Origin of the sequence: Micromonospora chokoriensis, from assembly GCF_000718555.1 — a bacterium.
In the GTDB taxonomy this organism is placed as follows: domain Bacteria; phylum Actinomycetota; class Actinomycetes; order Mycobacteriales; family Micromonosporaceae; genus Micromonospora; species Micromonospora chokoriensis_B.
The window spans coordinates 69,059-84,163 of the sequence record NZ_JOAN01000018.1 but is presented as its reverse complement, the minus strand read 5'-3'; the positions used below and the strand labels follow the sequence as shown (position 1 = coordinate 84,163).

10 protein-coding genes are annotated in these 15,105 nt (G+C 72.7%); 4 read left to right on the top strand and 6 right to left on the bottom strand.

From position 1 onward, the window contains the following. Positions 1–166: 166 nt before the first annotated feature. A complete protein-coding gene (locus tag IF46_RS0123665) occupies positions 167–1,792 on the bottom strand; it encodes an ABC transporter permease (protein WP_030490568.1) in 1,626 nt (541 codons plus the stop codon). After that, positions 1,789–2,754: an ABC transporter ATP-binding protein gene (locus IF46_RS0123660; RefSeq protein ID WP_051724105.1), complete on the bottom strand. Its 966-nt coding sequence runs from the start codon at positions 2,752–2,754 to the stop codon at positions 1,789–1,791. Before IF46_RS0123660 ends, IF46_RS0123665 begins: the two co-directional genes overlap by 4 nt. A gap of 108 nt (positions 2,755–2,862) precedes the next feature. On the opposite strand from IF46_RS0123660, the gene IF46_RS0123655 reads away from it, so the two are divergent. Then, positions 2,863–3,753, top strand: a complete 891-nt coding sequence (locus IF46_RS0123655) for a TetR family transcriptional regulator (RefSeq protein WP_030490566.1) — start codon at positions 2,863–2,865, stop codon at positions 3,751–3,753. Positions 3,754–3,797: 44 nt separating this feature from the next. On the opposite strand, the gene IF46_RS0123650 is transcribed toward IF46_RS0123655, so the two are convergent. Next, positions 3,798–5,576 (bottom strand): ABC transporter ATP-binding protein, encoded by a 1,779-nt coding sequence (locus IF46_RS0123650; protein WP_198041518.1) that lies wholly within the window; start codon positions 5,574–5,576, stop codon positions 3,798–3,800. Positions 5,577–5,673: 97 nt separating this feature from the next. Between IF46_RS0123650 and IF46_RS0123645 the strand changes: the two genes are divergently transcribed. After that, entirely contained in the window at positions 5,674–6,105 is a 432-nt protein-coding gene (locus IF46_RS0123645) for a MarR family winged helix-turn-helix transcriptional regulator (RefSeq protein WP_232234136.1), read from the top strand. Between the two features lie 98 nt (positions 6,106–6,203). Continuing rightward, positions 6,204–7,988 carry an N-acetylglutaminylglutamine amidotransferase gene (locus IF46_RS0123640; protein WP_030490563.1) on the top strand — a complete coding sequence of 595 codons (1,785 nt, stop codon included), beginning with the start codon at positions 6,204–6,206 and terminating at the stop codon, positions 7,986–7,988. A 24-nt stretch (positions 7,989–8,012) separates the two neighbouring features. Here IF46_RS0123640 and IF46_RS0123635 read toward each other — a convergent pair whose 3' ends face one another. Then, a complete protein-coding gene (locus IF46_RS0123635) occupies positions 8,013–9,146 on the bottom strand; it encodes a carboxylate-amine ligase (RefSeq protein ID WP_030490562.1) in 1,134 nt (377 codons plus the stop codon). A gap of 150 nt (positions 9,147–9,296) precedes the next feature. Between IF46_RS0123635 and IF46_RS0123630 the strand changes: the two genes are divergently transcribed. Next, positions 9,297–10,619 carry a flavin monoamine oxidase family protein gene (locus IF46_RS0123630; RefSeq protein WP_030490561.1) on the top strand — a complete coding sequence of 441 codons (1,323 nt, stop codon included), beginning with the start codon at positions 9,297–9,299 and terminating at the stop codon, positions 10,617–10,619. 115 nt (positions 10,620–10,734) lie between these two features. Here IF46_RS0123630 and IF46_RS0123625 read toward each other — a convergent pair whose 3' ends face one another. Next, a complete protein-coding gene (locus IF46_RS0123625; protein ID WP_030490560.1) occupies positions 10,735–13,368 on the bottom strand; it encodes a discoidin domain-containing protein in 2,634 nt (877 codons plus the stop codon). 301 nt (positions 13,369–13,669) lie between these two features. After that, positions 13,670–14,869 (bottom strand): ROK family transcriptional regulator, encoded by a 1,200-nt coding sequence (locus IF46_RS0123620; protein ID WP_030490559.1) that lies wholly within the window; start codon positions 14,867–14,869, stop codon positions 13,670–13,672. Between the last annotated feature and the right edge of the window lie 236 nt (positions 14,870–15,105).

Here is a 15,105-nt window from a genome sequence, read left to right as displayed (position 1 = left end):
CGCAACCGCACCTGCCGGCCCTCTGTGGACAGCCACCGACCTGTGTACAACGCCCGGTCGGACCCCACGTGTGTTAGTCAGGTGATCGGTGGCAGCTCAGCAGGGCTGACGTCGGCGTGCCGAGTCGCTGAGCTGCCAGCGATCATCGGGACGCCCGAGCCGTTGGTCAGGACGGGACGTCGCGGTGGCGGAAGGCGGCCACGCCGACGGCGAGCAGGGCCGCGGCCACCGCCGCCAGCACCACCAGGGGAAGCGCCGCCGGGTCGACCGCGGGCACGGCCGGCACGTGGGTGTACGGGGAGACGTTGAGCGCGGCCTGGGGCAGCTCCAGCACCGCGCCGAGCTGCCCGAGGAGCAGGAAGACCAGTAGCGTCGTCCAGGACAGCACCACCGACCAGCGGGGCAGCAGCCCGAAGATCGCGGTCACCACCCCGGCCACCACGAGCAGGGCGGGCAGCCGCAGCAGCGCAGCACCGCCCAGCTCGACGGCCTGCCCGAGCGGGTCGCCGGTGACGACGCCGTAGCCGAGGCCGGTGGTCACGCCGGCGAGCAGCAGCAGGGCGACGGCGCCGAGCACCGCGGCGAGCACCTGGGTGCCGAGCCAACGGGTGCGGCTGACCGCTGTGGCGAGGGCGGCTTCCAGCACCCCGTCGGCTTCGTCGGCGCGTACGCGCAGCAGGGCCTGCACGACGTACGCGCCGATGGTCAGGGCGAAGAGGGCGAGCATCGCGGCCAGGTACGACTTGACCAGGCCGGCGCCGCCACCCATCGCGTTTATCGCCTCGGCGGCGGCCGGATTCGCGTCGATCATGTCGTTGAACTCGTCGGCGGCGACGCCCATGGAGAAGCCGAGCACGGCCACCCCCACCGCCCAGCCGAGCAGCGCGCCGCGCTGCATCCGCCAGGCCAGCCCGGCGGGGCTGAGCAGTTGTCGCGCGCCGGTGGCCGGGCCGCGTCGGGGGGCGATCAGCCCGGCCCCCTGGTCGCGTCGCTCGGCGAGGGTGTACGCCAGCGCCACCCCGGCGAGCAGCAGCGCGGCGGGCAGGGCGAGCACCCACCAGCGTTCACCGTCGAAGGCTCGTACCTGGTTGCCCCAGCCGAGCGGGGAGATCCATGACGGCCAGGCGCTCCGCACCTGGGTACCGTCGGCGCTCTGGGAGCCGAAGACGTCGCCGGCGGCGCGCAGCACGAAGGAGAGTCCGACGGCGGCGGCGGCGAGGGAGTTGGCGCCGCGCGAGGTGACGGAGAGTTGGGCGGTGACCGCGGCGATGGCGGTGAAGGCGACGCCGACGCCGCCGATCGCGGCGGCGGCCGCGACGGAGCCGGCGAGCGGCAGGCCGGCGCCGACAAGCGCGACCGCGAGCAGCACGGCGGCCAGGGCGTTCGCCGCGACGGTGACGAGCAGCGCGGCGGTCAGCGGCGCGTACCGGCCGACCACGGAGGCGCCGAGCAGTTCGGCCCGGCCGGTCTCCTCGTTCTGCCGGGTGTGCCGGGTCACCGCGAAGGTGCTCAGCAGGGCGACGATCAGAGCCAGCGTCACGTACGTCTCGGCGACCACCACGGCGCCGAGGTCGGTCCCGTGGATGGGGCCGTTGAAGGCGCGGGCCACCAGGCTGGACGCCGAGGTGGTGGCGTAGCCCAGCCGGGCCTCCTGGACCGGGTAGACGCCGGCGACGCTGCCGGCGAGGGCGTAGCCGAGCAGCGGTGTGCCGACGATCCAGACGGCGAGGCGGATCTGGTCGCGGCGCAGCACGAGCCGGGCCAGCAGGGTCGTGCCGGTCAGTGCGCTCACCGCGCACCGCCCTGCAGGGCCTGCGCATCGGCGGCCGGGACGCTGGCGGCGGGAGCGTCAGCGCCCGTGGTAGCGGCGGCGGGGTCGCCGCCGTAGTGGCGCAGGAAGAGCTGTTCCAGGGTGGGTGGTGTGCTGGTCAGCGCGCGGACGCCGAAGCGGATGAGCTGGCCGAGCAGCTCGTCGAGGTGAGCGGGGTCGACCTCCAGGTGGATACGACCGTCGGCCTCGTGCAGGTTGTGCACGCCGGGCAGCGCGTCCAGGCCGCTGACCGGACGGGCCGTCTCGACGGTCACCGCCGTACGGGTGAGGTGGCGCAGCTCGGCCAGGGTGCCGGACTCGACGGTGCGGCCCTCCCGGATGATGCTGACCCGGTCGCAGAGCGCCTCGACCTCGGCGAGCACGTGGCTGGAGAGCAGCACTGTGGAGCCGGCCTCCTTGATCCGCCGCACCTCGTCCTGGAACACCGCCTCCATCAGGGGGTCGAGGCCGGAGGTCGGCTCGTCGAGCACGTAGAGCTCCACCGGGGAGGAGAAGGCGGCGACGATGGCGACCTTCTGCCGGTTGCCCTTGGAGTAGGTGCGGCAGCGGCGGGTCGGGTCGAGGTCGAAGCGGTGCAGCAGCTCGTCGCGGCGACGCCGGTCGAGGCCGCCACGCAACTGACCGAGCAGGTCGATGGCTTGCCCGCCGGTGAGGTTGGGCCAGAGACTGACGTCGCCCGGCACGTACGCCAGCCTGCGGTGCAGGCGGACCGCGTCGCGCCACGGGTCGGCGCCGAGCACCTGGGCGTCGCCGGAGTCGCGGCGGAGCAGCCCGAGCAGGATCCGGATGGTGGTGGACTTTCCGGAGCCGTTGGGCCCGAGGAAGCCGTGCACCTCCCCCTGCTCGACGTGCAGATCCAACCCGTCGAGTGCCCGGATGACGCCGAACTTCTTGACCAGGTTGGTGATCGAGATGACGGGCATGGCCCCTCCTGCGTTGGGTGCGTCGACCGTCCCCACTGTACTGACCGGCGGTCAGGCAAATCAACGGTGATCGTGCCCACCGGTCAGGACGTGGCTAGGCTTGCCGACATGACCGCCGATCCCGCGGACGACACCCGCACCCGGATCCTGCGCGCCGCGCTCGACCTGTTCGCCGAACACGGCTACCAGCGCACCTCGCTGCGTCAGATCGGCGAACGGCTGCGGCTGACCAAGACCGCGATCCTGTACCACTTCCCGGCCAAGGAGCATCTGCTCGCCGCCCTGGTCGAGCCCCTGGTGGCGGACCTGGAGGCACTGCTCGACTCGGCCCGGACGCAGCCCACCGAGTTGGCCCGGTGGACGGTGCTGGAGGGCTGGGTGGACATCATGCTCGCCCACCGCCGGCCGCTCGGCATGCTCTTCCACGACATCGCGCTGGTCGGCCGGGGCGACACGTACCACCGCCTCATGGAGGTGGCGATGCGGGCCAACGACCTCATCGCCGGGCCGGATGCCGGCCGCCGCGAGCGGGTGCTCGCGGTGCAGGCGGTGGCCGCGTGCAGCGACCCGATCGTCTTCTTCACCGACGTGTCCGACGAGGTGCTGCGCGCCGACATGCTCGACGGCGTACGCCGACTGCTGGCCCCGCTGCCCACGAATGTCGAGACCAGCCCGCCTGCGGACGCCGCAGTCGCGGCGCACCGGGACGCCGTGGTCGAGCCGGGCACGACGATCCGGCCGGCGCGCGGAACCCCGACGCACGCGACCGCGAGGGGTGCGGCCGCGGCGGGCACGAGCCCGACGACGCCACCGGACGTGGCCGGCGGGGCGGGGATTGCGAGCCGGCGTCGACGGCCGGGACGGCCGCCCGCGCTGGGCCGGGAGCAGGTCGAGGCGGCCCGGCGGATGCACGCGGCGGGCACCCACTCGGTGGACGCGATCGCCGCCGCGCTGGGGGTGTCGCGGGCCACCGTCTACCGCCACCTGACGACAGCATAACGAGACAGTTATAAGACTGTTTCGAGACGGTTGTGAGCCGGAGTTCAGGCCGCCAGCGTGGCGTAGCGGCCGTTGCGGTTCAGCAGGCTGTCGTGGGTGCCGGCCTCGACGATGCGGCCGTGGTCGAGCACCGCGATCTGGTCGGCGTCGCGGACCGTGGAGAGCCGGTGCGCGATGGTGATCGTGGTTCGCCCCTCGGCGAGCACGTCAAACGCGCGCTGCACGGCCCGTTCGGTCTCGGTGTCCAGTGCGCTGGTGGCCTCGTCGAGGACCAGGATGCGCGGGTCGCGCAGCAGCGTACGGGCGATGGCGAGGCGCTGCTTCTCCCCGCCGGAGAAGCGGTGGCCGCGCGAGCCGACCATGGTGTCGTAGCCGTCGGGCAGCCCGGCGATGAGGTCGTGGATCTGGGCGGCGCGGGCGGCGTCCTCGATCTCGGTGTCGGTGGCCTCCGGCCGGGCGTAGCGCAGGTTCTCCCGGACGGTGGTGTGCAGCAGGTACGTCTCCTGGCTGACCACGCCGACGATCGTGGCCAGGTCGGCCAGGCGCAGGTCGCGCAGGTCGACGCCGTCGACGGTGATCCGGCCGGCGGTCGGGTCGTGCAGTCTGCTGACCAGCCCGGCGAGGGTGCTCTTGCCGGAGCCGGTCTCGCCGACCAGGGCGAGGCTGGTGCCGGCGGGCACGTCGAGGGTGATCCCGGCGAGGGCGGCGGTGTCGCTGCCCGGGTAGCCGAAGGTGACGTCCTCCAGGCGCAGGTGCCCGCGTACCCGGGTGGGGTCGAGGTTGATCGGCTCGGTGGGGTCGGCCACGTCGACCGGCAGGTCGAGGTATTCGAAGATCCGGGCGAAGAGCGCCAGCGACGCGGTGAGCGAGACACCCACGTTGAGCAGCCCCATCAGCGGCCGGAACAGGCCACCCTGCAGGGCCGTGAAGGCGACCAGGGTGCCGATGCTCAGCGTGCCGGCGGTGCCCGGCAGCCCGGCGGCGAGGTAGATGACCGCCGGTACGGCGGCGAAGATGATGCTCATCGAGGCCATCCGCCAGCGCCCGGCTAGCTCGCTGCGCAGCTCCAGGTCGACCAGGCGCTCCGAGGAGGCGGTGAACCTGTCGATCAGCGCGGGGCCGGTGCCGAGGGTCTTGGCCAGCTGTACGCCGCTGATCGAGAGCCCCTCCTCGACGGTGACGTTGAGGTCGGCGAGTTCGCGCTGCCGCTGGGCGGTGATCTCGCGGCGCATCCGGGCGACCCGTCGGGTCAGCCAGATGGCCGGCGGCAGCACCACGAGCGAGACCAGGGAGAGCTGCCAGGAGAGTGCGACCATGGCGACCGCGGTGGCGACCACTGTGGTGAGGTTGGCCGCGACGGCGGTGGCGGTGGAGGTGACCACCGACTGCATGCCGCCGATGTCGTTGGTGATCCGGGACTGCACCTCGCCGGTGCGGGTGCGGGTGAAGAAGCCGAGCGACTGACGCTGGAGGTGACTGAAGACGTCGGTGCGCAGCCGGTGCATGACCCGCTGGCCGACCTGGGTGGAGATCCAGGTCTGCACGACGCCGAGGGCGGAGGTCACCGCCGCGACGGCGACCATGCCGAGGACCAGCCAGACCAGCAGCGTCACGTCGCCCTGCGGCAGGGCCCGGTCGATCACGGTACGCAGCAGGAACGGGGTGGCCATCGCGACGATCGAGGAGATCACAATGATCGCGGTGACGGCGGCCAGCGCGGGCCGGTGCGGGGTGAAGAGGCGGCCGATGCGGCGCAGCGACACCTGCCGGGCCTGGGTCTTCTCTTCGGCGGTGAGGGTGCGGTGGCCGCGGTCGCGGCCCATGGGGGTGGGTTCCAAGGAGGCACTACCTTTCGTTGGGAGCAATGCTGAGGTTACCTCATCATGAGGGAACAACCGCATCGCCTGCTACCGTATTCCGGTGATCGAGCACACCGCCGACAGTGCTGACGACGAGAGCCTGGCGGAGACGTTCTGGGCTGTCGCGTCCCGTCTGCGCCGGCAGGCACGGGATTCGCTGGCGCCCTGGGACATCACCCCCAGCCAGTCCCGGGCCCTCGGCGTGCTGGCCCGCCACGGCGAGGTACGCCCCGGCACCCTCGCCGAGCACCTGCGCATCGCCCCCCGCTCGGCGACCGAGGTCGTCGACGACCTCCAGAGCCGTGGGCTGGTCGAGCGCCGACCCGACCCGGCCGACCGACGGGCGACCCTGGTCGCGCTCACCGAGGAGGGCGGCCGCGTCAGCACCGCCATCCGGGCCGCCCGGCGGGCCGAGGCGGACCGCTTCTTCGGCCACCTCAACGACGCCGACCGCGCCGAGCTGGCCCGCATCCTGCGTACCCTGCGCGCCTGACGGGTTTGCCCGCCGCCCGCGCGGGTAGCCAGCGGCCCCCGTCCGGTCGACGGGACCGGCCGACACCGGCCGGGGCGAGGCGACAGGAGGCCCGGCTGATGTGCGGGATCAGCGGGGAGGCGCGATTCGACGGCCGCGCGCCCGACGTGGCGGCGGTCAACCGGATGACCGAGGCGATGCGCTCACGCGGCCCGGACGCCGAGGGCCTGCTCGCCGACGGCTGGGTGGCCCTCGGGCACCGCCGGCTGACCATCATCGACCTGTCCGAGGCGGGCGGGCAACCGATGGTCCGCGACGACCTGGGCCTGGCGCTGGTCTTCAACGGCTGCATCTACAACTACCCGCAGCTGCGCGAGGAGCTGCGCCACGCCGGGTACGTCTTCCACTCCACAAGCGACACCGAGGTGATCCTGGTGGCGTACGCCCACTGGGGTGAACGTTTCGTCGACCACCTGGTCGGCATGTTCGCGATTGGGCTGGTCGACCGGGCCCGGCGGCGACTGATCCTGGCCCGCGACCGGCTCGGCATCAAACCGCTCTACCTCGCCGAGACACCGGGGCGGCTCCGGTTCGCCTCCACACTGCCCGCGCTGTTGCGGGCTGGCGACGTCGACACCGGCATCGACCCGGTGGCGCTGCACCACTACCTGTCCTGGCACTCCATCGTGCCCGCGCCGCGGACGGTACTGCGCGGTGTGCGCAAGCTGCCGCCGGCCACCCTGCGGGTGATCGAGGCGGACGGACGCAGCCGCGAGGAGGTCTACTGGCGACCCGACTACGTGCGGGAGCCCGCCGACGCGAGGATGGACGCCGCCGACTGGCGGGCCGCGATCGGCGACGCGCTGCGCGCGGCGGTACGCCGACGGCTGGTCGCCGACGTGCCGGTGGGGGTGCTGCTCTCCGGCGGCCTGGACTCCAGCCTCATCGTGGCGTTGCTCGCCGAGGCCGGCCAGCAACACCTGCGCACGTTCAGCATCGGCTTCGACAGCCGCGACGGCGAATCCGGCGACGAGTTCCACTACTCCGACCTGGTGGCCCGCGTGTACGACACCGACCACCACCGGATCCGACTGGCCAACGACGACCTGGTGCCCGCCGTACGCCGGGCCGTGCTGGCGATGACCGAGCCGATGGGCAGCCACGACGTGGTCGCCTTCCACCTGCTCTCCGAGCAGGTGGCGCAACACGTGAAGGTGGCCCAGTCGGGGCAGGGCGCCGACGAGGTGTTCGCCGGCTACGGCTACCACCAGCCGCTCACCGAGGCGCCCCGGCACAGCGCTGCCGAGACGTTCGCCGCCGCGTTCTTCGACCGCGACCACGACGAGCTGCGCCGCGTCGTCGGCCCGGCGTACGCGCTGGAGCACGACGCCAGCCGGGACCTGCTCACCGGGCACCTCGCCGCGCCCGGGGCGCAGACCGCGCTGGACGCCGTACTGCGCCTGGACACCCACCTGATGCTCCCCGACGACCCGGTCAAGCGGGTGGACAGCATGAGCATGGCGTGGGGTCTGGAGGTGCGCACGCCCTTCCTCGACCAGGACCTGGTCACCCTGGCCGCGCACTGCCCACCGGAGCACAAGGTCGCCCAGGGCGGCAAGGGAGTGCTCAAGGAGGTCGCCCGGGGCGTGCTGCCCGCCGAGGTGGTCGACCGTCCCAAGGGCTACTTCCCGGTGCCGGCGCTGCGCAACGTGGACGGCCCGGTGCGCGAGCTGGTCGCCGAGGCGTTGCAGGCGCCAGCCGCGCGCGAGCGGGGGCTGTTCCGTCCGGAGTACGTGGCAGAGCTGCTCGCCGAGCCGGACCGGGCGCAGGCCGCGGCCGGTAGCAACAAGCTCTGGCAGCTCGGCCTGCTGGAGCTGTGGCTGCAGACGCACGACATCCGCTGAACCGCCCACCGGGGCGGGCGTCGCTCAGGCTGCGGCCGTACGGACGATCAGGTCGTCGAGGACCGCGCGCAGGTCCCCGGCGCGCTCCAGCACCCGCCGCTGCCGGGTGGCGCCGGTGCCGTCGCGGCGCAGCCGGGCGAGCTGCGCCAACACGTACCCCAGGTCGCCGTGGCGCAGCAGAGCCGGGGCGATCACCGCCATCAGCTCGTCGACGAGCACCCAGGCGGGCCGGGTGCCACCGGCACGCAGGTCGATCAGCTCGCCGTCGAGACCGTCGTGGGCGGCCCGCCAGTGCGCCGCCGCGACCAGGCAGTCCCGGACGTTCGGTGCGGTCACCCCGGCGCGTACGTCGTCGGCGAGGGTGGCCACCAACGACCGGACAAGCGCGGCGACCAGCACGGCGTCGTCCACCTCGGTGCAGACGTCACCGACGCGCACCTCCACCGTCGGGTACGCCGACGACGGCCGTGCGTACCAGTAGACCATCGCGGCGTCGAGCATGATGCCGGCGGCGATCAGCTCGTCGACCGTGCGGTCGTAGTCGGCGGCGGAGCCGAAGTACGGAGTCGGGCCGATGCTGGGCCAGCGTTCCAACTGCATCGAGCGCCAACTGGCGTGCCCGGTGTCGTACCCGTCGTGCAGCGGCGAGTTGGTGGTGATCGCCTGCACCACCGGCAGCCACACCCGCAGGTGGTTGCAGACCTGCACGGCCAGCTCCCGGTCGGGCAGCCCGACGTGCACGTGACAGCCGCACACCGCCGGGTCGTGCGCGACCGGCCCGTACCGGCGGGACATGGCGTGGTAGCGCGGTTCGTCGGGCACCGTCCGGTGCGGCTCGGCCACCGGCGTGGCGCCGACCGCCACCAGCCGTGCCCCGGCCGCCGTGGCGGCGTTGATGGCGCTGCGGCGCAGTGTCACCAGGTGCGCGCGCAGTTCGGTGAGGTCGGCGCAGACCGGGGTGACCATCTCCACCATGCTGTGCCGGAACTCCTGGCGGCTCTGCTCCCGGGCGGGGCCGCGCAGCGCGCCCAGCACCTGGTCGGCCACTGGCAGGTTCCGGCCGCTGTCCGGGTCGAGCAGCAGGAACTCCTCCTCCACACCGAGCGTGAGCGTGGTCAGGTCGGGCACGGTGTCGACGATCGCCGGACGGTACGCCATGGCCGCCTCCATCCGCTGCTACGGCCGCAGGTGGACCCCGGCCGGGCGTCCCGGGTTCCCCGCCAGACCCACCGCAAACGCACGATCCACGCGCCGCAGGCCCGGTCACACCGGGAGTCATGCGCTCGGCGGTTGCGGGTAAGCGGCGCCGTGACCGACGGCATCCGGGTGGTCGTGGTCGGCGCCGGCTTTTCCGGCCTGGCCGCCGCGCAGGCGCTCACCCGTGCCGGTGCTCGGGTGCGGTTGTTGGAGGCCCGCGACCGGGTGGGCGGCCGGGTGCTGACCCGGTGGCTGCCCGAACTCACCCAACTCGACCTGGGCGCGCAGTGGATCGGCCCGACCCAGGACCGGATGTACGCGCTGGTCGCCGAGCACGGACTGGGCACCTTCGCCTCGGCATCGGTCGGCACGCCCACCCTGCTCTGGGCCGGTCAGCGCCGGGCCGAGCCACCAGCCCAGGTCGGCCGGGTGCTCGGCCTGCTCGACGAGTACGCCGCACAACTGGACCCGGCCGCCCCCTGGCAGATGCCGCAGGCCGCGCGCTGGGACCGGACGACCCTCGGCGGCTGGCTCGCCACCACGGCTGGGGACGACGACACCGCCGACTACCTGGGACGACTGCTCGCCGGAGGGCTGCTGGCCACCGGCGCGGATGAGCTGTCCCTGTTGCACCTGCTGTTCTACCTGCGCAGCGGCGGCGGGACCGGGCCGTTGCTGCGGATGGCCGGCGGCGCGCAGCAGGACCGGATCGTGGGCGGCCCCGCGGCGCTCGCCGAGCGGATGGCCTCCGCGCTGCCGCCGGGGACGCTGACGCTGGCCACGCCGGTGCGGGCCATCGAACAGAGGGTCGACGGCGTGACGGCGTGGACCGACACCGGGCGCGTCGATGGCGACGCCGTGGTGGTCGCGCTGGCCCCGGCACTGGCCGGCCGGATCCGGTACGACCCACCGCTGCCACCGCTGCGCGACGGGCTCACCCAACGAATGCCGATGGGCTCGGCGCTGAAGGTGCACGCCGTCTACCCGGAGCCGTTCTGGCGTGCCGACGGGCACTCCGGCGTCGCCACCTGCAACGCCGGTCCGCTCACCGAGACGGTCGACAACTCCACCCCGACCTCCCCGCTCGGGGTCCTGACCGGATTCAGCTACGCCGCGGACGCCGCCGCGCTGCGCGGCATGTCCCCCGCACAGCGTCGGCGATGCCTGCTGGAGGCGTTCGCCAACGTGGTCGGGCCGCGCGCCGAAGACCCGGTGGACCTCGTCGAGTACGACTGGTCGGCCGAGGAGTGGGCCCGGGGCTGTTTCTCCGGTGCGCTCACTCCGGGCACCTGGCGGACGTACGGTCCGCACCTACGGGCACCGGTGGGGCGGGTGCACTGGGCGGGCACCGAGACGGCCACCCGCTGGAGTGGCTATCTGGAAGGCGCGGTGCGCGCCGGTGAGCGGGCGGCGGCCGAGGTGCTGGCCGGTTGAGACGGCACGCGACCGAGGCCGGCCCGGTCTCGGCGGGACCGGGCCGGCTCGGCCCACGGTGGCGGCCCGCGCCAATCCGGTCGGTGCTACGACCGGGCCGGCGCGGGCGCCCCGGTCAGGGGTAGGTGGTCAGGTACACCGTCTGGTTGGCCGCGTTCGCGGTGCCACCGGCGTTGTTGATCACCCGATTGATGGTGCCGACGCCACCGAGCGAGACGGTGACCATGTTCGTGAAGCGCACGTTCGGGTTGGTGGGCACCTCGAAGGAGCGCTCCTCGACCACTGCGGGGTTGACGTTGAAGTAGCTGTAGCTGCCCAGCCCCCACGCCTGGTGAGTGGTCACCGAGTCGGCGACCTTGTACGCGGCGTACCCCCGGGTCGACCCGTTCATCCAGGCCGCCTGGTTCGGTACGTCGTAGGGCAGTTCGTTCTGGTAGAAGTACGTGCGCCCGCCGTTGCCGTTCCAGATGGTCTGGTACTTCTGGTAGTGCTCGACGAAGAGGCCGTACATGGTGACGTTGTCGCCGTTGACGGTGAGCCCGGTGTCGGCGGTGTTCAGCGTCCACCCGGTCGGCACGCCCTCCGCCGCGTGGTCGGCCCGCCACAGCCACATGTGGTCGCCGATCACGTTGTCGCTGTTGACGGTCAGCGTGTTGGTGGCCTTGCCGACGTGCGGCCCGCCGATGCGGAAGAACACGTCGTGCAGCGAGGTCGGGTTGGTGGCGTGGCTCGCGGACGAGCCGGACGGCCCGACCTCCATGAGCACCGGCGAGTTCGTCGTGCCGGCCTCGAACATGATGCCGGCCACCTTCACGCCGTCCACGTCGGCGACGCGCATCCCCACCGCGCCGTTGTCGGCCTGGATGGTGGCCAGGCCGAGGCCGAGGACGACGGTGTCGGCCCGGTTGACCTGGATCGGCTCGGTGACGTGGTGCACGCCCGGGGTGAAGAGCAGGTGCCGCCCCTGGGCCAGGGCCGCGTTGATGGTGGCGGCGCTGGTGCCGGGCTGGACGACGAAGAACTGCGACAGCGAGATGGACGACCCGGCCGGGGTCTTGTTGTACCAGCTGGTGCCGGTGGAGTTGGTGCGCAGCGCCGGCACGAAGACCCGGTACTCACCGGTGCCGTCGACGTAGAGGAACGGCTTCTCGCGTACCTGCGGGGTCTGCGCGATGACGGTGTGCGACGGGTTGGGGAAGCTCGGCGCGGGTGCGCCGTTGACGCCCTGGAAGACCATGTTCCACACCGAGCCGGTCCAGCCGTTGCCGAACTCGCTGTTGCGGGAGTACCACTGCTGCTGCGAGCCGGAGACGACCAGGCCGTCGACGCGGGTGTCGGCCATCAGGCCGCCACTGGACCAGCCGTCGCCGCCGTTCCAGAGCTGGATCTGGTTCTGCGCGCCGCGCAGGTGCATCCGCCGGTACGGCGCGGCCTGGGACACCGCCCAGCGCTCCACGGTCTGACCGGCGGGCAGGGTGACCGAGAGGTTCTCGGCGGCCCGCCAGAAGTTCTGGGTGGCGTTGCCGCCGAACCAGAACGCCTCGGTGCGGACATGGCCGTTGAGGTTGACGTCGTCCGGGCTCATGCCGAGCCCGGCGACCTGGGTGAAGAAGCCGAGGTTGACGTCGGCGGTGTAGGTGCCGGGCTTGAACAGCACCGCGTAGCGCTGCGGGCCGAACTGGTTGGTCTCCTGCTGGGTGAAGAGGGTGTTCAGTCGACTCTGGATGGTCGACGTCGGCGTGCTCGGGTCGAAGACGAACGTGTTCGACCCCAGGTTGGGGTTGTACGGGTCGGTCGGCGTCACTGGAGGCTCGCTGGTGCCGCCGGTGGTGTTCACCGCCAACTCCCAGAGCGAGTAGCCGTAGGCGGTGCCCCGGACGGTGCCGTAGACCCGCAGGTAGCGACCGCTGCCGGTGACGGTGAGGGACTGCGTGCCGCCGGTGGCCGTGGTGGTGGAGTAGATCGTGGTCCAGGTGGATCCGTCGGCCGAGGTCTGGAGCTGGAAGGCCCGGGCGTACGCGGCCTCCCAGGTGAGCACCACCCGGCAGATGGTGCGGGTGCTGCCGAGGTCGACGCGCAGCCACTGCGGGTCGCTGGCGGCGCTGGCCCAGCGGGTGCCCGGGTTGCCGTCGACGGCGGCGGACGCCGCGAGGCCGGCGTCCTGGGTGGACGAGGCGGTCGCCGGGCTGCCCTGCGCGACGTTGGTGCTGCCGCAGGTCGGCGTGGTGCCGCCGGTCTCGCCGTAGACCTGGAACTCCCATAGCGAGTAGCCGTAGCCGGTGCCCCGGGCGGTGCCGTTCATCCGTACGTAGCGGCCAGCGCCGGTGACGGTGAGGTTCTGGGTGCCGCCGGTGCCGGTGGTGGTCGAGTAGATCGTCGTCCAGGTGGCACCGTCGTCGGAGGTCTGCAGCTGGAAGGCCCGGCCGTAGGCGCCCTCCCAGAGCAGGTTGACCTGGCTGATGGTGGCGCGGGCGCCCAGGTCGACCTGGAGCCACTGTGGGTCGCTGAACGCGCTGGCCCAGCGGGTGCCGGTGTTGCCGTCGACGGCGGCGGAGGCCGGCGTGCCGGCGTTCTCGGTGGACGAGGCGGTGGCGGGGCGGCCCTGGGACAGCAGGGTGGGCGCGGCCTGCGCGGGCGTGATGGCGCCGGTCGGGGTGAGCGCCGCGACCAGGGCCACGGTGAGCCCGACGAGCAGGTGCCGGACGACCCGTCGGGGACGCGGGCGTACGGATGTTGCACGAGATGTCATGACATCGCCTGTCGATAGGGGGTTACGGATGCCGCGAGGGGTGGGATCGGGCTCGCCCCGTGGTGCCGTGGGTGGTGCCGCCGATGCGACGCCGCGGGCCGGAGAGCGCTCTCGTAGGAGTGTTGCGGCGAGATTGCGGCGGCGTCAAGACATCGATCTATAACTTCGTTATTTATCCCGAGAATTCTTTTTGTGTAATTCGCCGCAGCCGCCGCCGGTCGCGCCCACCCGCGATGATCAAGAGGTTTGCGTCACGACGAGCGCGATTCCTGACGCAAACCTCTTGATCAACAAAGAGGGACTAGCGGCGGAGGCCGCCTTCGGTGAGGAAGCGGGCGATCGGGAGAGTGGCCGCGCCCAGCGCCACCGCGTCCACGCCGAGGCGGCACAGCTCGATCGACGCCTGCTCGTACGGCTGGCGCAGCGCCTGCCGGCCGGCGGCCTCCCGGACGGCCGGCAGCAGGTCACCCAGGGCCATCGCCGCCCAGCCGCCGAGCACCACGCGCTCCGGGTTGAACAGGTTGATCAGGTTGGCCACCCCGGCGCCGAGGTAGCCGGCGGTGTCGTCGAGCACGCGGCGGGCGGTGGTCGAGGTCTCGGCGGCGGCGACCAGCGCGGCGATCTGGGACTCCTCGTCCTCGCCCGGCACCGGTCGACCCCGGCGGGCCTCCCGGTAGCGGTCGATGATCGCCTCCGCCCCCACGTACGCCTCGAGGCAGCCGCGCGCGCCGCACCGGCACGCCCGCCCGCCGTACACCAGGGTGGTGTGCCCCCACTCCCCCGCGCTGCTGGACGCGCCCCGGTAGGTGGCGCCGTTGGTGACCACCGACGCGCCGACCCCCGAGCCGACAAGCGCGAAGACGGCGTGCCGGGCGCCTCGACCAGCGCCGAACCACATCTCGGCCTGGCCGAGGGTCTTCGCGCCGTTGTCGATATGCAGCGGCAGGTCGGTGCCGGCGCCGATCAGGCGCTCCAGCGGCACCCGGTCCCAGCCGAGGGCCTGGGCGTGCACGACGGCCTCGGCGCCCTGCTCGACCACGCCGGAGACGCCGATGCCGACGCCGAGCACGTCGGCGGGGGCCACCCCGGCCGACCCGGTGACCGCGTCGATGCCGGCCAGCACGTGCCCGGCCACCAGGTCGGGCTCGGTTCGGGCCGGGTCGAGCGGGTACTCGCCGCTGGCCAGCAGGGTCATCGCGAAGTCGAACAGCTCCACCCGGACCCGGGTCTCGCCGACGTCCACACCGATCACGAAGGCGAAGCGGTGCGCGATCCGCAGCAGCATGCTGGGTCGGCCGCCGTCGGACTCGGCGGCCCCGGCCTCGGCGACCAGCCCCTCGTCGATCATGTCGGCCACCACGTTGCTGACCGCGGGCTGGCTCAGCCCGGTGCTGCGCACCAGGTCCTGCCGGGTGAGCGGGCCGTCCAGGAAGAGCTTGGTCAGCAGGGCGGACCGGTTGCGCAGCCGCACGCTGCGGTTGGTGGCACGCGCCAGCTCCACTCGTCACCTCGTTCCTGTCGGCCGTTCGAGGCGACTGTAACCGCCTCGTGCTTGACGACCCACCGGCCAGCAACTTTAATGACGACATAAATTAAGCCGTGATGTAACTCCCGGGAAACGCCGACGGACCCCGACGGCGCACCCCCGATCCCTGTCCGCAGCCGGCCGCCCGTCGCCTTCAACCCCTATCGGCGACGGAGGTCGGCGGACCCCCACCACGCACCGGAAGGGCTGAC

Bases quoted from the DNA above. Each gene is read 5' to 3' on its own strand.
- IF46_RS0123650 (WP_198041518.1), bottom strand. From the start codon at position 5,576: ATGGGCCGCGACCGCGGCCACCGCACCCTCACCGCCGAAGAGAAGACC.
- IF46_RS0123660 (WP_051724105.1), bottom strand. From the start codon at position 2,754: ATGCCCGTCATCTCGATCACCAACCTGGTCAAGAAGTTCGGCGTCATC.
- IF46_RS0123640 (WP_030490563.1), top strand. From the start codon at position 6,204: ATGTGCGGGATCAGCGGGGAGGCGCGATTCGACGGCCGCGCGCCCGAC.
- IF46_RS0123625 (WP_030490560.1), bottom strand. From the start codon at position 13,368: ATGACATCTCGTGCAACATCCGTACGCCCGCGTCCCCGACGGGTCGTC.
- IF46_RS0123635 (WP_030490562.1), bottom strand. From the start codon at position 9,146: ATGGCGTACCGTCCGGCGATCGTCGACACCGTGCCCGACCTGACCACG.
- IF46_RS0123655 (WP_030490566.1), top strand. From the start codon at position 2,863: ATGACCGCCGATCCCGCGGACGACACCCGCACCCGGATCCTGCGCGCC.